Here is an 18,980-nt window from a genome sequence, read left to right as displayed (position 1 = left end):
CCGGCACCCCCGGAGCCCGGACAGCGCGAGGAGAAGCACGCATGACGCACGACGACCCCGCGGTGGAGATCACCGCACTCACGAAGCGCTTCGGTGACACGACCGCGCTCCGGGACGTGTCCCTGACCGTCCGACCGGGCGAGGTCGTCGTCCTCCTCGGGCTGTCCGGGTCCGGCAAGTCCACGCTGCTCCGGCACGTGGACGCCCTCGAACTGCCCACCTCCGGCACCGTCCGGGTCGGCGGCACGACCGTGCACGACCTGTCCGGCCGGAGGCTCCGCGAGCTGCGCCGACAGGTCGGGTTCGTGTTCCAGCAGTTCGAGCTCGTCCCCGCGCTGACCGTGCTCGAGAACGTCCTGACCGGGGCGCTCGCCACCCTGCGCGGCCCGCGGCTCGGGCTGTGGTCCTACCCCCGTCGGCTGCGGCACCGAGCGCTCGTGCACCTGGACCGCGTCGGGCTGCTCGATCGTGCCTACCAGCGCGCGGACACCCTGTCGGGCGGGCAGCAGCAGCGCGTCGCGATCGCCCGGGCGCTCATGCAGGACCCGTCGGTCCTGCTCGCCGACGAACCCGTCGCGTCGCTCGACCCGGAGTCGAGCGGCCAGGTGATGGCGCTCATCCGCGAGATCGCCGCCGAGCGGGGCCTGACGGTCCTGTGCAGCCTGCACCAGGTCGACCTCGCACTGTCCTGGGCCGACCGGATCATCGGACTCCGGCACGGTGAGGTCGTCCTCGACACCCGCACCGAGGGGCTCGGCAAGGCGCAGGTCATGGAGATCTACGGCCAGGTCGCGACGTCGACCGACGAGTTCGCGGCCGTCGAGGCGCTGCACGACACCGTGGACGCCACGAGCGGACTGCCAGCGTGACCGCCGTCACCGAGCGGCCCGTCGTCCGCACCCACCGTTCGCCCGAGCAGGCCGTCGCCGCAGCACCGCGCCGACGCGTCTCGCCCGAGCGCGTCGCCGCCGGCCTGACACTCGTCGTCCTGGCCGTGCTGGCGTGCGTCGCCCTGGCCCGGATCGACATCTCGGTGCCGAACATGATCGCGTCGTGGTCGAACGCGGAGCACTTCTTCCAGCGCGTCGGCACCGTCCGGTTCCCGGCCGCCGCGACGCTGTTGCAGCAGACCGCGCTCACCGTGGGGCTCGTGCTGCTCGGAACCCTGCTCGCCGCGGTGCTGAGCGTCCCCGTCGCCTACCTCGCCGCGGGCAACACCAGCCCGGGCCGCGGGTGGATCGCCGCCGCGCGGTTCGTGAGCGTCCTGACCCGCGCGATCCCGGACGTCGTCCTCGCGATGGTGTTCGTGCTGATGTTCACGATCGGCCCGCTGCCCGGCATCCTCGCCATCGGCATCCACTCGATCGGCATGATCTCGAAGCTCTTCGCCGACGCCATCGAGCAGATCGACGAAGGGCCCCGCACCGCGATCCGCGCCACCGGGGGCAACCGCCTGCAGCAGTTCACGGCCGGCGTGCTGCCGCAGGTGCTGCCGTCGTGGGTCGCGACGATCCTGCACCGCAACGACATCAACCTGCGGGGTTCGGTGATCCTCGGGTACGTCGGCATCGTCGGCCTGGGCCGCGAGATGTCGTTCGCGTTCAAGTCCCTCGACTACTCGCTCGGCATCGGGTACGCGATCGTCATCTTCGCGCTGTGCGTGCTCATGGAGATCGTGTCGAGCTCGGTCCGGGCCGCGATGCTCGGCGTCGCTCCGGCCGGCCGGGGGATCGGCGCGAGCGCCATCCGTGCGGGCATGCGCCGCCGCCAGGCCAGCGGCACCCGGAGCCAGCGCAACAGCGCCACGGCCGAGCCCCGCGCCACGGCCGAGCCCCGCGCCACGGCCGAGCCCCGCGCCGCCGCACGCTTCGCCACCCCCGACGACGCCCTCCGCCGCCCCTGGACCGCCGCGCGGGTCCGCACCACCGTGTGGTCCTGGGTCGCGGTCCTGGTCGTCATCGGCAGCGTCGTGGTGTGCGACATCGCCTGGGGCGACCTCGCCACCGTGTGGGGCAAGATCCCGCCGGTCGCCGCCCAGTTCTGGCCGCCGTCGTTCGGCAGCTACGGCGCCGGCGTGATGTTCTCCGCGATGTTCGACACCGTCGCCATCGCACTCGCGGCCACCCTGCTCGCGCTCGTGTTCTCGATGGTGATCGGCTCGTTCGCGGCCCGCAACGTCGCACCGACCCGCGGCGTCCGGACCGGCGCCCGGTTCCTGCTCGTCGTCGTGCGCGGGATCCCGGAGACGATCCTGGCGGTGGTGCTCATCGTCATCACCGGCCTCGGCGCCCAGGCCGGCACCCTCGCGCTCGCGTTCGGCGGCATCGGCCTGCTCGGCAAGCTCGTCGCCGACTCGCTGGAAGAGGTCCAGCCCGGCCCGGAACGCGCCCTCACCGCCACCGGTGCGACCCGGTTCCAGCGGTACGCCGGCGCGACGGTGCCGCAGGGCATCCGGGCGATGATCGGTCACACGTTCTACCTCGTCGACACGAACATCCGCGCGGCGACCATCCTCGGCATCGTCGGTGGTGGTGGGATCGGCTACTACCTGCTCAACGCCGCGCAGGGCTCGAACTACGCCTCGGTCACCGGGATCGTGCTGATGATCCTGGTCACGGTGCTCGTGGTCGAGGGCATCGCCATGTGGATGCGGAGGGTCTTCCGGTGAGCACGACGACAACGACAGTCACGACGGCCAGCACCGAGCGCGTCGACGTCCTCGTCGTCGGCGCCGGCATCGTCGGCCTCGGCGTCGCCTACGAGGCGATGCTCCGCGGCGCACGGGTCGCCGTCGTCGACCGGGCCGCCGGCGTCGTCGGTGCGAGCGTCCGCAACTTCGGGCACGCCTGCATCACCCCGCAGACGGGCGAGGCCGCCGGGTACGCCCAGGAGGCCCGCCACCGGTGGCTCACGCTGGCTCCGCTCGCCGGGTTCACGGCTCGAGAGCGCGGGGCGCACGTCGTCGCGCGCCGTCCGGAAGAGCTCGCGGTGCTCGAGGAGTACCGCGCCACGGGCGCGGACGTCCGCCTGCTCGACGGGTCCGCGATCGCGGCCGCCGTGCCGGTGGACCCCGCCACGGCCAGCGGGGGAGCGCACCTCGCGCAGGACCTGCAGGTCGACCCCCGGGAGGCCGCACCCGCCATCGCCGCCTGGCTCGCCACCCAGGGGGTCCGGTTCCACTGGCGCACCGCTGCGCTCGGGATCGAGACCGGCGCGGTCCGCACGGCGCGCGGCACCATCGAGGCCGACCGCATCGTCGTCTGCACGAACCACGACGTCGACCAGCTGTTCCCGGCCCTCGCCGAGGCGGCCGGGGTCGTCCGGTGCCGACTGCACATGCTCCGCGCCGCGATCCCGCTGGCCTTCCCGCTCGCGACGCCGCTGCTCACCGGGTGGTCGCTGCTCCGGTACTCCGGGTTCGCGGCGATGCCGAGTGCCGAGGCCCTCCGGTCCGCCCTGGCGGCGTCGCTGCCCGACGGCATCCGCTGGGACCTCAACCAGATGTACACGTCGCCGCCGGACGGCAGCGTCATCGTCGGGGACACCCACGAGCGTGAGATCGACGCTCCACCGTTCCAGGACGAGGACGGCTTCCGGCTGCTCGTCGCCGAGACCGAGCGGCTGTTCGGCGCATCGCTCCGCGTGCTCGACCGGTGGCAGGGCGTCTACGCGTCCTCGCCCCGGCAGGAGTTCCTCGTCGAGCACCCGCTGCCGGGCGTCGACGTCGTCACGGTGACGACGGGCATCGGCATGACCACCGGTCTCGGCCTGGCACCGTCGGTGCTCGACGCCGTACCCGGGCAGCACCAGGATCAGGTGCGCGCCAGCACCCGCTGACCGGCGACCCACACCCCGACGACGCGCTCGCCACGGACCGCGACGACGTCCGCACGGTGTCCGGGTGTCAGGGAGCCGCGGTCGTCGAGACCGGTGTGCCGCGCCGGTGCCGTGGTGACGGTCCGGACGAGGTGGTCGAAGGGCGCGACCCCGGCTGCCGCGGCGGCACGCAGCCCGGGGAGCAGCGAGCCGAGGTGGTAGTCGGACGTGACGACGTCGGCGTGCCCGGCGACGAGTGCCGACCGAGCCGAGGGTCCGGACCCGTGCGAGCCACCGCGCCACAGGTTCGGCGCACCGACCACGACGCCGAGCCCTTCGGCGGTGGCCGTCTCCGCAGCGTCCGACGTCACCGGGAACTCCGAGATGCCGGCGCCGAGGCGTGCCGCGGTCTGCACGGCCTCGGCCGAGTCGTCGTCGTGCGCGGCGAGCACGACACCGGCTGCGCGAGCGACCGCGGCGATGCGCTCGCGGCGACCCGGGACCCCGGCGGCTCCGCGGCGGAACCGGTCGAGGCGTGCATCGAGTTCGTCGTCGCCGAGTCGGTCCAGCGCCCGGTAGGCGCGACGCCACCCCGCCTCGTCCGGGTACTGCCCGCGGCCCGGCGTGTGGTCCATGTACGAGACGAGTCCGATGCGCGCCGGGGCACCGGCGACGAGCCGCTCGAGCGCGTCCACGGTGCCGTCGTCCGTCACGTCGACGCGCAGGTGCACGCGGACGTCGATCGGCAGCGGCGTGGTCGCGAGGGCGTCGAGCACAGCGGCCGCGTGCTCCGCGCTCCGGGTCGGCACGGTGTCGGGCTCGATCGAGCAGCACAGGAACGCCGTGGTCACGCCGGCGAGCAGCGCATCGGCGGCGAAGGCATCGAGGGCGTGCGGCAGCGGGACGCCGACGCCGGGGCGTGGCTGCTCGAACCGGGCGAGGGAGTCGGCGTGCACGTCGACGAACCCGGGCAGCAGCTCGACGTCGCCGAGGTCGACCACGTCGTCGTCGGGCTGCGATGCGACGACGACACCGTCCCGCACGTGCAGGACGGTGTCGTCGGTGCCCGCGCCGAGGTGGACACGGGCGGCGCGGTACGTCGTCATCCGACCAGCATGCTGGACGGCACGACCGCGCGGCGCAGGTACCCGGCCGACGGCGGGGTCACGACGGCGTGGTCGACGCCCTCGAGTCCGACGGCGGGTTCGACCAGGTCGGCGAACGGCAGGTCGGTCGACGCCAGGAAGTCCACCGCGGTGGCGAGGTGCCGGGGTGCGTAGTTGTGCACGCCGACGATCCGGAGCAGCCCCCGCACGATGCGCTCGGGGTCGAGCGACACCGGGCGGCTCGACGACACCGCGCCGACGAGGACGGCCGTGCCGCCGACGTCGAGGGAGTCCACCGCGGTCTCGACGGCGTCCGGGTAGCCGGACAGCTCGATCGCGACGTCGACAGCAGTCACCGGCTCGCCCGGCGACACCGCAGCGTCCGCGCCGAAGCACACGGCCAGGGCACGTCGCCGGGCGTTGGGGTCCGAGACGACGACGGTGGCCCCGGCGGCGACGGCCATCGCGACCGCCGTGACCCCGAGCATGCCCGCACCCGTCACGAGGACCCGAGCCCCGGCGAGCGGGCGGTCCACCGCGTCGAGTGCTGCGGCGACGGTGGCCGTGGCACACGCGGCCGGGGCGGCGACCACGGCCGGCAGGTGCTCGGGCACGACTGCGATCGCGGTGCCGGGCAGCAGGACGCAGTGCGTCGCGAACCCGCCGTTGAGGAGCCAGTCGGCGGTCGACGCCTCGTGACCGTACTTCCGCAGGGACCGGCACTTCTGCGGCAGCCCGGCACGGCACCGGTCGCACGTGCCGCACGACGCCGCGACCGACCAGACGACCCGGTCACCGAGGGCGACGGGGACGCCGGCGACGGTGGTCGGCACCGACCCCGGGGCGATCGCGACGACGTGGCCGACCTGCTCGTGCCCGAGGACGCTCGGAGTCGGTCCGGCGCGGTGCCCGAGGGCCGTGTGCAGGTCACTGCCGCACACCGTCGCCGCCTCGATCGCGACCAGGACGGACCCGTCGGGCATCGGCAGCGCACCGGCGTGCTCCTCGACCGTGACCGGGTGCCCGATGCCGTGCCAGAGCGCGTACCGGGCGTCGACGTCGGTCACCGCGCCACGGCGCTGAACTCGTCGGCGCGCGGCGCGTCGGTCCCGAGCGCGGCCGCGTCGAGTCCGGCGAGCAGTGCGGGCAGGTCGACGACGGAGTCGAGCACGTGCGTGTGCGGCACGGTGGCGAAGTCGGCGTCCTGGTGGGTCCCGGTCCGGACACCGGCGACGACCGACGCCCCGGCACGGCTTCCCGTCAGCAGGTCGGCCACGGTGTCACCGACGACGGCGACCTGGCGCACGTCGTCGGTCTGCGTGCGCAGCACGGCGGTCAGGACCATGTCCGGGTACGGACGGCCACGACCGGCGTCGGCCGGCGACAGCGCGAGGTCGACCCGTTCCTGCCAGCCGAGCGCGTCGAGCACGGCGTCGCGGGTCACTGGGCTGAACCCCGTCGTCAACGCGACCTTCGTGCCGGACGCGCGCAGGGCCTCCAGGACGTCCACCGCACCGTCGACGGGCCGGACGCCGCGTCCCACCGTCGCCGCGTAGGCACGCTCGAAGGCGGCGTTCGCCGCCTCGGCCCGCACGGCGTCACCGTCGAACAGGGCCGTGAACACGGCGATCTTCGACTGCCCCATGGTGTCGAGCGCGTACTGCACGGCGTGGTCGTGCGCAGCCGTGCCGGGCTCGAGGCCGACGTCGGTGAGGGCGGTGCGGAAGGCGTCGACGACGACACCGCCGTCGTGCACGGTGGTCCCTGCCATGTCGAGGCAGACGAGCGAGATCATGGGGCTCCTGTGGTCCGGTCACCCGCGGTTGCGGGCTGTCTCCCGCGAGAGCGGGGCTGCCCACAGCGTCCGAGGAACCGATGACCACCATCCGGTCCGCAGGTGTCCGGCAGGTGAACAGCGCCGGGAGCCTGCAGCGCTCCTGTCCGGACAGGTGTGCGACGGGCCCGCCACCTCGGTTACAGTCCGCAGCGTGCCGGAAACGCGTTACCTCGAGATCGCGGCGGAGCTCGAAGCCGAGCTCGCCGATGCCGTCGTCGGCACCCGGGTCGCCAGCGAGGCCGAACTCGCCGCACGCTTCGGCGTCGGCCGCTCCGCCGCCCGCGCCGCCCTGCAGCACCTGCAGCGCCGCAACCGGATCCGCCGGGTCAAGGGCGTCGGCAGCTTCGTCGCACGGCGCATCGACTACCGGATCGGCTCAGACGCCGCGCCGTCGTGGAGCCGCACCGTGCGCGACGCCGGGGGAGAACCCTCGAGCGTCACACTGTCCTGCGCCCTCGCCCCGGTGCCCGCATCCGTCGCGCCGCACCTCGGGCTCGAACCCGGAGCGCCGTGCCACCGGCTGACCCGGCGCTCACTCGTCGACGGCCTTCCCGCCGCGTGGGGCGTCGAGTGGGTGCCCCGCACGGTCGTCCCCGAACTCGGACAGGCGCTGCGGGTGCGGAACTCGCTCTACGACGTGCTGCGCGAGGCCGCCGGCGCCGAGCCCGTCCGCCGGTGGGTGCGCGCCGGTGCCGACGTGGTCACCGACGAGGTCGCCCGGCACCTCGACCTCGACGAGGTCACCCTCGGGTGGTTCATCGAGAGCTGCACCGTCGACGCCGGCACCGGGCGGCCGCTCCTGGTGAGCGAGCGCTGGATCCGGGCCGACGCGATGCGGGTGCTGTTCGAGAGCGGGCCGACGGGCTGACGCGTCGGCGCCGTTCAGCCGGAGAACGCCGCGGGCCCCCACGATCCCCGTCGGGATGGGAGGATGCACCGACGCCTGCCCGCACCGAGAACGAGGTTCGATGAGTCCGACCGAGGACACCCAGTCCGCGGCCCCACTGCTCGACGGGCGCTACCGACTCGAACACGCCATCGGCCAGGGCGGCATGTCCGTCGTGTACCGCGGCATCGACGAGAGCCTGCACCGCCCCGTCGCCGTCAAGGTGTTCCACGCCGGCACGGTCGACATCGCCCGGCAAGAGGCCGAACTCGGCGTGCTCGCCTCGCTCGAGCACCACAACCTGGTCAGCCTGCTCGACACCGGCGTCGTCACCGGCCACGACGGCACCCACCAGCGGTACCTCGTGATGGCGCTGGTCGTCGGCCAGGACCTCGAGGAACGCCTCGCCGTCGGCCCGCTCGCCTCCCGCCACATCGCCGAGATCGGCTACGACATGGCCGAGGCGCTGCACTACATCCACAGCCACGGCGTCGTGCACCGCGACATCAAGCCGTCGAACATCCTGCTCGTCGACTACGGCCACGACTCCGACCGTGCCCGCGCGCGGCTCACCGACTTCGGCATCGCGCTCGCCGCGGGCGTCGAACGCATGACCGCCGACGGCGTCACCACCGGCACCGCCGCCTACCTGAGCCCCGAGCAGGCCCGCGGCGGCGACGTCGGGAGCCCGAGTGACGTCTACTCGCTCGGCCTCGTGCTGCTGCAGTGCTTCACCCGCCGCCGCGAGTTCCCCGGCTCGCTCGTCGAGTCCGCGGTCGCCCGCCTGTCCCGCGACCCAGTGGTGCCCGAGCCACTGCCCGAGCACTGGAAGCAGCTGCTCCGTGCGATGACCGCGCAGGACCCGGCCGCACGCCCCGCCGGCGCCGAGCTGGTCACGATGCTGCGCGACGTCGTCATGACCGAGACGGCCGGCACCGACCACGTCGTGGACACCACGGCCGCGGCTCCGACCGCCGCTGCCGGTGCGCCGCGAGCCGACGCCGACACGGCCCGCCCGGCGACGCTCGACACCCTGCCCGACGAGGCCCTGCACCGCACCACCGCGATGGCCGCCCGGCTGTTCGACGCGCCCATCGCCCTGGTCGAGGTGCTCGACGAGGACCGTGCCTGGTCGCAGTCGTACATCGCCGAGGGCGTCGACGAAGCAGCGCGCAACATCAACTTCGGCAACGGCTTCGCGCCCGTCGCGGTCCCCGTCGTCATCCCGGACGGGTCGATCCACCCCGACATGCAGCACAGCCCGCTCGTCACCGGCGCGCTCGGCATCCGGTTCTACGTGAGCGTGCCGCTCGTGCGGCACGACGGCGTCCCGATCGGCACCCTCGCGGTGCTCGACACGAAGCCGCGGCAGGCGACCGAGGCCGACCTCGCCAACCTGCACGACCTGGCCGCCCTCGCCGTGACGCAGCTCGAGATCCGGCAGGAGTCGCTCCGCACGACGAGCGACTCCCTGCCGGTCGCGCAGGCGGTCCCGCAGGAGGGCGCGCGGCCCTAGACGGTCGCCGCTGACGGACGGGAGGCCCGGTGCGGGCCCGCCCCGCGCCTCCCGTCCGCCCTACGGTCGCGCCTCGTGCGTCGGTCCCGCCCGCGGACGGCTGCCTGCCTGCCCGCCCGCGTGCCTCCCGCCGGGCTGCTCGCTCGCCCGGTCGGCCTGCTCGCTCGCCCGGTCGGCGCGCGCTGGACGCCGAGCGGGCGAATACCGGGGTTGTGCGCCCCGCGACCCGGGCATTTCGCCCGCTCGCGGTCGCATGCCGCAACTCGCATGCATCCGGTGGAATACGAGTGCTCGTTCGCGCGAGCGGGCGAAATGCCGGGGTGAGGAGCCGGCCGGCCGGGGTATTTCGCCCGTTCGCGGGTTCGGGGGCATTGCGGGTGCGGGAACGGTGGCGCGGTGACACCTGGACGGGAGGTGGCGTGGGCGGCGGCGTCGGCCCTACTGTCGGTTCGTTGCGCGGCAGCGGCCGCCACGGAGGGATTGCACTGTGTTCATGGACCTGTCCGAGTCGCACGTGATTGTGCTCCTGCTGATGCTGGCCCTCGAGGTCCTCGCGCTCGTGCAGGTCTGGCGTGACCGTCGGCGCACGCTCGTGGTCAAGGTCCTCTGGACGCTCGTGATCCTGGCACTGCCGGTCATCGGCGTGCTGGGCTGGGCCGTCAACTGGCTGCTCGGCAAGGCTGCAGAAGCGCTGCAGCGACGGAACGCCTGACCTCCGATCCCGGCTGATCGGGCACTGCCCCTATCGGTTCAGGCCGCGCAGGCGCATGCTGTGCGAGGTAACGGAACCCGAATCCGCAAGTGGTCGAAGCACGATCGACCCGTGGGGAGGGAGCGCCTCTCTGGGCCTCTGTCGAGCGTCGACGCTTCCTTCCTGTCCTGCCCCGCAGCTCGTCCCGCCGCGATTCGGGTGTCGCGACCGGACGGGAGGGACGTCCGCGTCCCCGCGAGCCGGGCACTCACCGTCGCCCGGCTCGTGCAGTTCACTCAGTGAGGGCCGCTGCGTAGGCGCGGACCGAGCGGTGGTAGCGGGGGAGTGTCGGTTCGACGGCCTCGATCGCGACACGGAGCGCCTCGTCGTGACGGCCCGCGCTGTGCAGGGCGAGCGCGAGGAACACCTTCGGCGCGGCACCGGTGGACGGGTGTTCCGGGGCGTCGCGGAGCATCGCGATGGCCTCGTCGACGCGGTCGAGGTTCCGCAGGGTCGAGGCGTGCTGCACGACCATCTGTGCAGCACGGGCGGGATCGACGTCGGCGAGTCCCGCGGCGGTGGCGGCTGCGTAGTGGACGTCGGCCTCGGCCTCGTGGCCGCCGGAGTCGTTCGCGCCGCCGAGCTCGAACGCGCCGAGGGCCGGGTGCGGCGCAGCGTCGGCGAGTTCGCGCATGCGGTCGATGCGCTGCTGGTCGTCGATCGTGTCGTCGGCCCAGAGTGCGGCGACGCGGGCTTCCCAGTCTGCGGTGCTCATCGGTCCAGCGTATTGCCGCGCGGCGTCGCGCCGTCGGCGATCGTCGCGCGGAAGGACCGGACGAGCGGGACGCCGGGGTGCACGAGCGCCGGCGCACGCCAGGCGAGGGCCGAACCGATCGCCGGGTACTCGGCGGCCCGGACGAACCAGGGATCGCGGTGGTCGAGCGCTTCGAGCCGGATCGTCGCAGGCGCTCCCTCGAACACCGCGGACCACTCCACCCAGGCCGCGACCGAGCCGTGCACCGCCGCTTCGCCCTGCGCGTCAGCGGTCCGGACGACCACGTCGGTGCAGTCGGCGAAGCGCCAGAAGAACCCGCCGTACCCGGCACCGATCCGGCCGTTGCTGCCCGGACCGCCGAGGTGTACGACGGCGTCGCCGGGGGTTCGGAACGACGACGACCAGGTCAGTTCCCACCCGGAGTCGACGGCGCGCCAGGCGAGGGTGCGGTCCTCGTGCAGGACGACCGTGTGGTCGGGGCCGCGCCAGACGAGTTCCTGGACCGTGCCGCCACCGTTCGGAGCGGGGTGCTGCTCAGCCCGCACGACGTCGACGCGGCCGTGGTCGTCGCGCCACACGTAGCCCGGACCGTGCACGTAGGTGCGGCCGCCCCAGCAGTTCACGCCGTCGACGTCCGGGATCGCGACCCCGACACCGCAGTGCCAGTCGTGGTCGGCCGGGTGGTGGGCGCTCAGGACGGTGCCGCCGAGGGTCCGCACGGGGTGCAGGTACGGGCGCGGGGACGACGTCGCGATGGTCCCGGAGCCGTCGAGTTCCGTGGCCACCGGGGCCCCGCTGACGCGCAGGACCTGCAGCACCTCGTCGCGGGCGGTGTGGGCCCAGGGCGCGCCGACCTCGGAGAACAACGCTCGTGCGTCGGCGGCGCGGTCGACGATCGCCTCGACGTCGGCGACGAGCGGACGACGGGCAGGCCCCTCGCCCTCCCACGTCACCCAGGGGTGGTCGATGCGGACGGGCTCGGCGACACGGACGGCCTCGAGCACCTCGACGAACGCACCCGTGGAGACCAGGGGGACGAGCAGTTCGTCGCCGCGGGACCGGTGGGCGAGCAGGTTCTCGAGCAGGTCCGTCCGGCCGACGGTCCGGGTGGTGTCGCCGATGGTGACCTCGTCGGCCGTGTAGTGCAGCACGGCGTTCCCGGCGGTGCCGCGGACCCGAACGGTCGGCAGGACCTCGGACGGAGCGCAGAGGGTCAGAGCGGCGGTGGCTTCGAGCCCGGCGCTGGTCGTGACCCGGACGGCCGAGGTGTCGTCGCCTTCGATGTCGTTCGCCCGGAACAGCTCGACCTCGACGCGCCTGACGTCGGACGCCCGACGGCAGCCGACGAGCGCCAGGGCCGTCGCGACCGCGTGGGCGAGCGGGTTCGTCACCACGCCGTCGAGGACGTCGACGCCCTGGACCCGACGCCGTCCGGCCCACGCGGAGCGGTCCCAGTACGCCTGGTTCCTCGTCCACGTGCCGACGGCCGCGGCGGAGCGGACCGGACCGACGAGCGACCCGTCACGGAACGCCGGCAGCGCCTCGGACCCGAGGCTCTGGAACCCGACCTGCACGACGCGGCCGGTGCGCTGCTCGGCGTCGAGCAGGGTGTCGAGCGCGTCGCGGGTGGTCACCGGGGGCTTCTCGAGCAGGACGTCAGCACCGGCCTCGAGGGCAGCGAGCGCCAGCGGCAGGTGCGCGGCGATCGGGGCGGCGATGACGACGACGTCGACCGGGCCGTGGTCGCGCGCTGCGGCGACGTCCGACGCCACCGGTGCGCCGACGTCGGTGGCGGCGCCCAGCGTGGGGTCGACGACGGCGGTCAGCGTGCAGACCCCCACGGCGACGAGCCGGTCGATGTTCGCCCGGTGGTGCAGGCCGTAACCACGCGCACCGACGAGCACCACGCCGGGGAGGGTCATCGAGCGGTGCCGATCACGATGCGCGTCGTGCCGGGGGAGCGCCCGGTGACGTGGACGTGCTCGCCGTCCGGTCGGTCGGTGCCGCCGAGGAACGCGTAGTCCTGTCCGGGCGTGTAGAACGCTGGCTGGGTCGGGCCACCGCCGTTGCCGGCCCCGAAGGACACGGCTTCGTCGCCGACACGGTAGGTGCCGGTCCCCTCGGTGAGGACGGTCTCCCCGGTCGCGGCGTCGGTGCTCACACCGGTGAACCTACCCCCGCCGCGGAAGGTCAGCTGGAGCGACCACGGCACGTCGGCGCCCTCGGTCGTCACGTCGAGCGAGACCGCGTCCGGCGTGGTGGTGACGTCGACCGTCGTGGTGAGGGAGACGATGTCGGCCGCGCGCGCACCGAAGGACATCGACGCCGAGAACCGGCCCTCGTCACCGAGCGTGTACGCGCCGTCGGCGCGTCGAGCCGCAGCGGGCAGGGGCTGGTGGTAGCCGGCGGACACGGTCTCGACGAGTCGGTAGCGCCCGTCGCCGAGGGACTCCAGCGAGGTCGGACGGAAGGGTCCGAGCCCGAAGAACTCCCGCGACAGCCGGACGTCGGACAGCACGACCGCGCCGGCACCGGCGAACACGCGCAGGAACGTGGGGCTGTTCGCCAGGCCCGATCGGACGTGGCCCTGCGACGGCACGTCCGAGCCGGCGAACAGCACGACGCTGCGGTCCTGTTCGCGGACGTGCACGAGCCGGGCGTCGGCGAAGGAGTGCACGGCCGGTTCGAGCGGCGCACCGACGGGCAACGGGCGGGCGAGCAGCGGATCCGTCATCGCGCGGGCCGCGACCGCACCAGGCTGCCACATGTCCGCGACGGCGGCCCGGGCAGCGACGGCGGCGAGGTCGGCGCGGTCGTCGAGCACGGCCAGGTGCCAGAGCAGGGGAGCGAACGCGCCGATGCCGAACGCCTGCGACTGGTCCTGACGGCGGGACTGGACGGTCTCGACGGTGTCGTCGGGCAGCAGCAGCGCGAGGGTGGCGTCGAGGGACAGGCGGACGGGGTCGAGCAGCTCCGGGCGGTCGAGCACCGAGGCGAGGACGAGGAACGACGGGCACGAGACGGCCGCCGCGTAGTTCGGGCTGCGCTCGGACCACAGCCCGTCGGCGTCGATGTCCGCGCCCTCGGCGAGCCACTCCTCGATCCGCTCGACCAGCTCCGGTGCCGGGTGCAGTCGGTGGATCCGGGCGAGCGCGGCCGAGACCTCCCACCGGTGGTTCGGCGTGTGCACGCCACCAGTGAGCAGCGCCGGCGTCGCACGGTGCACGATCTGGTCGAGGTCGTCGGCGAGCACCGCGGCCGCCGGGACCGACGCCCGGTACGGCGCGAGCAGCTCGAGGGCGTCGCAGACGTCGTTCACCGTGAACGCCGAGTCCGGCGGCGACAGCACGTTGTCGCCGCCGACGAACGTGCCGCCGGGGGACTGCCGGGCCGCGAGGTGCCGGACCCAGCCGTGCGCGGTGGCGAGGTCGTCGTCGGGAAGGCAAACCGGGCCTCCCGTCCGCTCGTTCCGGACCCACGCCCCGACCAGGGTGAGGGAACGCGCCATCAGTTCCCGGTGCTGCAGCGCAGCCGGATCGTCGTCGGCGAGCCGGAGGCGCGCGACGGCCGCGTCCGCGGCCGGGCCGACCGCGTCGAGGAACCCCATCAGTCCTTGAGCCCCGCGTTGAGGTCCGCGCCGTTCACGTACTTCTGGAACACCAGGTAGATGAGCACGAGCGGGATGATCGAGATCACCGAGGCACCGAGCAGGACGGTCCAGTTGACGTTCTCGGCCCCGACGATGCTCTGCAGCGCGATCTGGATCGTGAACTGGTGCGGGTCGTTGAGCACCAGCAGCGGCCAGATGTAGTCGTTCCACCGCCACTGGAACGAGAAGATCGCGAGCGTCAGCATGATCGGCCGGGAGATCGGCAGCATGATCCTCCAGAATATCCCGAACTCGCTCGCACCGTCGATGCGCGCGGCCTCGACCAGGTCGTCGGGCACCGTGATGAAGAACTGCCGGAACATGAAGATGCCGGTCGCGGTGATCACCGACGGCACGATGATGCCGGCCAACGAGTCGTACATGCCGAGGTCGCGGATGACGATGAACGTCGGCGCGAGGATGACCTCGGTCGGCAGCATGGTCGTCGCCAGGATGCAGACGAAGAAGACCTTGAGCCACTTGTTGTCGTACTTCGCCAGGGCGTAGCCGGTGGCGGCGCTCGCCAGCACGGTGAGCACGGTGGTGACCAGCGCGACGATGACGGTGTTGCCGAAGTAGCGGGCGAAGTCGTAGCTCGCCCACGCCTCGGTGAAGCCGCTGACCGACCAGTTCTTCGGCAGCAGGGTCAGCGGGTACGAGAACAGTTCGCCGCCGGGCTTGAAGGCGCTCAGCACGAACCAGAGGACCGGGAAGCCGAAGGCGATGATGAAGACCCAGAGCAGGGCGGTGGCGGCGATGGCCTTGGGGCGAGGCGGGCCGTCCAGGCGCTTGGCCTTGGTCGTGCTCTTGCTCTTGGTCGTGTTGTCGGTTGCGGGTGCGCCGGGGGCGCTGGGCAGGGTGGCGGTCATCGACGGGCCTCCGTCCGACGGTTCACGGCCAGCTGGATGAGCGCGATGGCCATGAGGATGAGCATGAGGACCATCGACGCCGCGCTCGCGTAGCCGATGTGGGCGTTCTGGAACCCGTTCGTGTAGATGTACTGCACGAGCAGGTTGTTGTCGGTGCCGGGTCCGCCGCCGTTGAGCGCCTGGATGGTGGCGAACTCCTTGAACGCCCCGAGCGACGACAGCAGGATCACGATGAACGACGTCGGCGCGATGCTCGGCAGCGTGATGTACCGGAACTGGTGCCAGGCGCCGGCCCCGTCGAGGGACGCTGCCTCGTAGTACGACTGCGGCACGTTCCGGATCGCGGCGACGAACAGCAGCATGTTGAAGGCGGCTCCGGCCCACGCGGTGGCGAACACCACCACGAGCAGCGACAGGTCGGCGTTCGACTGCCACGGCACGGCCTTGCCACCGAGGGACTCGATGACGAAGTTCGCCAGGCCGAAGTTCTCGCCGAACATCCACCGCCAGATGACACCGGTGACGATCGGGGAGATGAGCCACGGCACGAAGAACACGATGCGGGCGACGCTCCGGCCCTTCGCCGCCGGGCTCGTCAGCATCAGCGCCATCGACAGTGCGAGGACGAAGCCGAGCGGGACGGCGACGATCGCGTAGAGGAAGGTGCGCCCGAGGGCTGCGTAGAAGGTGTCGTCGGCGAACAGCTCGAAGTAGTTCGCCAACCCGATGAACTTCGGGTCGACGACCCCGTTGTAGTCGGTGAACGAGTAGCCGAGGCCGATGACGGCGGGCCACACGAAGAACACCACGAACAGGATGGCGTTGACGCTCACGAACAGGATCGGGGCGAGGACGGGCTTGCTGACGCCGGAGCGGCGGCGCTTCGTCGTCTTCGCGGCTCCGGGCCGACGGGGCGGCACCGGGGTGGGGACGGCGGTCTGCACGTCACCGGCTGCGGTGGGGATGCTCACGATGATCCTCTTCGTTCGACGTGGTGCTGCTGTGGAAGGAGAGAAAACGGGGTCGGACGCGTGCGCCCGACCCCGTTCCGTCAGCCGACGTGCTCCTCGTAGTACTTCGTGATCGTCTCGAGGGTCTTCTTGGCCGACTGCTGCCCGTTGATGAGCTTGCCGACCTCGGCGGTGGTGGGATCGGTGCCGAGTTCCTTGCCCTCGACCGCCCACTTCGCGCTCTCCTTGGCGTAGGAGCTCGAGATCGGGTCGGCTGCGTCGATCTCCTTCTGGTACAGCGCGAAGGAGTCCTTGGCCGCCTGGGACTCGAACGGGTACTGGATGTCCAGACCGGTCTCGACCGGCAGGAAGCCGTTCGTCGTCACGAGCTTCGCGTAGTTCGTCGGGTCGTACATGTAGTCGATGAACTTCTTCGCGGCGGCACCGCGGGCGTCCGAGTTCTCGAAGCCGACGATGTTCCCGCCGTAGTTGATCTCGGTGGCGTGGGTCGGGTCGGCCGGGGTGGCGGCGCTCGCCCAGTCGAAGTCGGTGATGTTCGACGCGAAGTCCGACGACTGCCACACACCCGAGAAGTACGCGACGACCTGACCGCTCTTGAACAGGGCGTTCGGGTCCTGACCGCTCGTCCACACCGACTTCGGCATGACCGAGTCGTCGTTCATGTCGGCGAAGTCCTGCAGTGCGTCGACGGTCTTCGCGTCGGTCGGGAAGGAGCCGTCCTTCTCCTGCTGCATGAAGTCGGTGCCCTTGGTGAACATGTAGGCACGCAGACGCGACGGCGACGAGTCGAACACCATGTCGTACTTCGCGCCGGTCTTCGCCTTCACCTTGTCGGCGGCCGTGAGGAACTCGTCCCAGGTCCACGCCTTCGCGGGGTCGGTCGGGTAGTCGACGCCGGCCTTCTCGAACAGCGACTTGTTCACGAACAGACCGGCAGCGGTGACGTCGGACGGGATCGAGGTGACCTTGCCGTCGTCGTCCTTCGCGATGATGTCCTGGTCGATCTTGTTCGCGTCGTCGTCGACGATCGAGGCCAGGTCGACGGTCTTGCCGGTCCAGATCGGGTCGATGCCGGCGGCGCGCACGACGTCGGGCAGCGAGTTCGCCTGCGCGGACTCGCGGAGCTTGGTCTGCAGTCCGTCGTACGGCAGGTTCACGATCTTGACCGTGACGCCGGTCTTCTTCTCGTACGCGGTGGCGAGGTCCTGGTAGCCCTTCTCCTGCGCGGTGGAGGTGGAGAGCCAGAAGGTCAGCTGATCGACCTTGCCGCCGTCGCCGGAGCTGCCGGAGGCACAGCCGCTCAACAGGGCCAGTGCGGCGATGCCGCCGGCGAGCGCGAGCATTCTCTTGGATGACTTCATCGTCACTGCTTTCGTTCGGGACCACTGGCGTCTGCCGTGGGCGAGCGTTCGGGGTGTCTCGGCCGAGGACCCCAGGTCTACACGACGTGAGCGCTCATGGCAAGCGCTTTCCTGCCCGATGTTCTGACAATGTGACCAGCCGTCTCGGAAGGCCGCGCCGGCGGCGCGGACGCTGGTCGGGCCTCCCGGGAAATCGCTATCCTCGCCACAGACCGCGCACGGCGCGGACCGGACTGGAGGCACGACATGCCCGAGCGAGGCACCGTCACCCTGGCCGACGTGGCCGAGCTCGCAGGCGTGTCGCTCGCGACCGCCTCGCGGGCGCTGAACGGCAGCACGCGGAAGGTCCGACCGGAGTCGGTGGACCGTGTGCAGGCCGCCGCCCACGAGCTCCGGTACACCGCCAACGTGCAGGCGCAGGCCGTCGCTCGCGGGACCACCACGACCCTGGCGCTCGTCGTCGGCGACATCGCCGACCCCTACTTCGCCGCGATCGCCGCCGGGGCGATCCGGGCTGCCGACGACGCCGGGCTCGTGGTGACGATCACCTCGACCGGCGGGGATCCTTCGCGCGAGGCTGCGGTGCTCGGCGTCGTCGCCGGACTCCGCCCGCGGGCCGTGGTGCTCGCCGTGAGTCGTCGACTCGGTGCCGGGCAGACGTCGGGAGCGTCGGACTCCGCAGCTGCCGTCGGCGCGCTCGTCGCCGCCGGTGCCGGGGTGTCCGCGCTCGTGTCCGACCTCGACGGTGCCGCCGCCGGGGTGCCCGGCGTGCACGGGGTCGTCATCCGGAACCTCAGTGGTGCCGCGGCCCTGGCGGGAGCACTCGTCGAACAGGGGCACGACTCGTTCGCCGTCCTGTCCGGCGACCCGGACCTGGCGACGGCGCACGCGCGGGTCGAGGGCTTCGTCGCGGGGCTCGCCGCGCACGGCATCCGGGTGCCGGACGACGCGGTGGTGCCGTCGGCGTTCACGCGCGACGGCGGGTACCAGGCGATGGTGACCCTGCTCGACCGGGCGGCGGGAGGCGCGTGGGCGTTGCCGCGGTGCGTGTTCGCGGTCACCGACCTGATGGCGGTGGGGGCGGTCGCGGCGATCCGGGAGCGCGGGCTCGTCCCCGGGGTGGACGTCGGCGTCGCGGGGTTCGACGACGTGCAGATGCTCGCCGACGTCGTTCCGGCGCTCAGTACGGTGCGGCTCCCGCTCGAGGAGATCGGGGAGCGGGCGGTGCGGCGGGCGCTGGGGCTCGAGGCCGACGGGGCCATCGACGGCGAGGTCGTGCTGCGCGCGAGTACGGCGCGGTAGCGCGGCGGGGCACTTCGCGGGCGCTTCGTGAGCAGAAAAGGTCGGGTCCGGCCCCGCCACTCGACCTTTTCTGCTCACTGAGTGTGGCGCCGGCGGCTGGTCGGGCTCGAAGGCGCGCGACACGCCGACGCCCGGACGTCGAGGTTCCACAACATGCCGCGGGTTCGGCGCCGAGGTTCCACGGAGTGCCGCCTGGCGCGC

At 72.5% G+C, this 18,980-nt stretch carries 16 protein-coding genes; 7 read left to right on the top strand and 9 right to left on the bottom strand.

Annotated features, from left to right (window positions below):
- The first annotated feature begins 41 nt into the window (after positions 1-41).
- From phnC to HQQ88_RS18780, 3 genes are read left to right on the top strand one after another with little or no spacing between them, the layout of a single operon-like run.
- The gene (gene phnC / locus HQQ88_RS18790; protein ID WP_173170959.1) at positions 42-869 is read left to right on the top strand and encodes a phosphonate ABC transporter ATP-binding protein; all 828 of its coding nucleotides are present in this window, start codon (positions 42-44) and stop codon (positions 867-869) included.
- On the top strand, positions 866-2,668 hold the full coding sequence (locus tag HQQ88_RS18785) for an ABC transporter permease subunit (RefSeq protein WP_173170956.1): 1,803 nt from the start codon (positions 866-868) through the stop codon (positions 2,666-2,668). Before phnC ends, HQQ88_RS18785 begins: the two co-directional genes overlap by 4 nt.
- Positions 2,665-3,837 carry a TIGR03364 family FAD-dependent oxidoreductase gene (locus HQQ88_RS18780; protein ID WP_173170953.1) on the top strand — a complete coding sequence of 391 codons (1,173 nt, stop codon included), beginning with the start codon at positions 2,665-2,667 and terminating at the stop codon, positions 3,835-3,837. The genes HQQ88_RS18785 and HQQ88_RS18780 overlap by 4 nt, the downstream gene beginning before the upstream one ends.
- Here HQQ88_RS18780 and HQQ88_RS18775 read toward each other — a convergent pair.
- The 3 genes from HQQ88_RS18775 to HQQ88_RS18765 are packed head-to-tail and all read right to left on the bottom strand — an operon-like array spanning position 3,813 to position 6,717.
- Positions 3,813-4,922: an alpha-D-ribose 1-methylphosphonate 5-triphosphate diphosphatase gene (locus HQQ88_RS18775; protein WP_173170950.1), complete on the bottom strand. Its 1,110-nt coding sequence runs from the start codon at positions 4,920-4,922 to the stop codon at positions 3,813-3,815. The genes HQQ88_RS18780 and HQQ88_RS18775 overlap by 25 nt on opposite strands.
- The gene (locus HQQ88_RS18770) at positions 4,919-5,989 is read right to left on the bottom strand and encodes an alcohol dehydrogenase catalytic domain-containing protein (RefSeq protein WP_216835132.1); all 1,071 of its coding nucleotides are present in this window, start codon (positions 5,987-5,989) and stop codon (positions 4,919-4,921) included. The genes HQQ88_RS18775 and HQQ88_RS18770 overlap by 4 nt, the downstream gene beginning before the upstream one ends.
- Complete coding sequence (locus HQQ88_RS18765; protein ID WP_173170948.1) at positions 5,986-6,717, bottom strand: phosphonatase-like hydrolase; 732 nt, start codon at positions 6,715-6,717, stop codon at positions 5,986-5,988. The genes HQQ88_RS18770 and HQQ88_RS18765 overlap by 4 nt, the downstream gene beginning before the upstream one ends.
- A gap of 193 nt (positions 6,718-6,910) precedes the next feature.
- Here HQQ88_RS18765 and HQQ88_RS18760 point away from each other — a divergent pair, with 193 nt between their 5' ends.
- The 3 genes from HQQ88_RS18760 to HQQ88_RS18750 all read left to right on the top strand — a co-directional run bounded on the left by HQQ88_RS18760 (position 6,911) and on the right by HQQ88_RS18750 (position 9,873).
- Positions 6,911-7,627: a GntR family transcriptional regulator gene (locus HQQ88_RS18760; RefSeq protein WP_173170926.1), complete on the top strand. Its 717-nt coding sequence runs from the start codon at positions 6,911-6,913 to the stop codon at positions 7,625-7,627.
- Positions 7,628-7,727: 100 nt separating this feature from the next.
- Positions 7,728-9,161 carry a GAF domain-containing serine/threonine-protein kinase gene (locus tag HQQ88_RS18755; RefSeq protein ID WP_173170924.1) on the top strand — a complete coding sequence of 478 codons (1,434 nt, stop codon included), beginning with the start codon at positions 7,728-7,730 and terminating at the stop codon, positions 9,159-9,161.
- Between the two features lie 493 nt (positions 9,162-9,654).
- Complete coding sequence (locus tag HQQ88_RS18750) at positions 9,655-9,873, top strand: PLDc N-terminal domain-containing protein (protein WP_123294949.1); 219 nt, start codon at positions 9,655-9,657, stop codon at positions 9,871-9,873.
- A gap of 271 nt (positions 9,874-10,144) precedes the next feature.
- On the opposite strand, the gene HQQ88_RS18745 is transcribed toward HQQ88_RS18750, so the two are convergent.
- The 6 genes from HQQ88_RS18745 to HQQ88_RS18720 form a co-directional block, all read right to left on the bottom strand.
- Positions 10,145-10,627 (bottom strand): tetratricopeptide repeat protein, encoded by a 483-nt coding sequence (locus HQQ88_RS18745; RefSeq protein ID WP_123338400.1) that lies wholly within the window; start codon positions 10,625-10,627, stop codon positions 10,145-10,147.
- On the bottom strand, positions 10,624-12,549 hold the full coding sequence (locus tag HQQ88_RS18740) for a DUF6807 family protein (protein WP_173170922.1): 1,926 nt from the start codon (positions 12,547-12,549) through the stop codon (positions 10,624-10,626). Before HQQ88_RS18740 ends, HQQ88_RS18745 begins: the two co-directional genes overlap by 4 nt.
- Complete coding sequence (locus HQQ88_RS18735) at positions 12,546-14,234, bottom strand: hypothetical protein (RefSeq protein ID WP_173170920.1); 1,689 nt, start codon at positions 14,232-14,234, stop codon at positions 12,546-12,548. Before HQQ88_RS18735 ends, HQQ88_RS18740 begins: the two co-directional genes overlap by 4 nt.
- On the bottom strand, positions 14,234-15,145 hold the full coding sequence (locus HQQ88_RS18730) for a carbohydrate ABC transporter permease (protein ID WP_254067258.1): 912 nt from the start codon (positions 15,143-15,145) through the stop codon (positions 14,234-14,236). The genes HQQ88_RS18735 and HQQ88_RS18730 overlap by 1 nt, the downstream gene beginning before the upstream one ends.
- Positions 15,142-16,116 (bottom strand): carbohydrate ABC transporter permease, encoded by a 975-nt coding sequence (locus HQQ88_RS18725; protein ID WP_367917056.1) that lies wholly within the window; start codon positions 16,114-16,116, stop codon positions 15,142-15,144. Before HQQ88_RS18725 ends, HQQ88_RS18730 begins: the two co-directional genes overlap by 4 nt.
- Before the next feature lie 80 nt (positions 16,117-16,196).
- Positions 16,197-17,477, bottom strand: a complete 1,281-nt coding sequence (locus HQQ88_RS18720) for an ABC transporter substrate-binding protein (RefSeq protein WP_254067257.1) — start codon at positions 17,475-17,477, stop codon at positions 16,197-16,199.
- A gap of 246 nt (positions 17,478-17,723) precedes the next feature.
- Here HQQ88_RS18720 and HQQ88_RS18715 point away from each other — a divergent pair, with 246 nt between their 5' ends.
- A complete protein-coding gene (locus HQQ88_RS18715; protein ID WP_123936770.1) occupies positions 17,724-18,779 on the top strand; it encodes a LacI family DNA-binding transcriptional regulator in 1,056 nt (351 codons plus the stop codon).
- The last annotated feature ends 201 nt before the right edge of the window (positions 18,780-18,980 follow it).

The sequence above is a fragment of the Curtobacterium sp. VKM Ac-2861 genome (assembly GCF_013204965.1).
GTDB lineage: Bacteria > Actinomycetota > Actinomycetes > Actinomycetales > Microbacteriaceae > Curtobacterium.
This window is presented reverse-complemented; position numbering and strand designations above follow the sequence as displayed.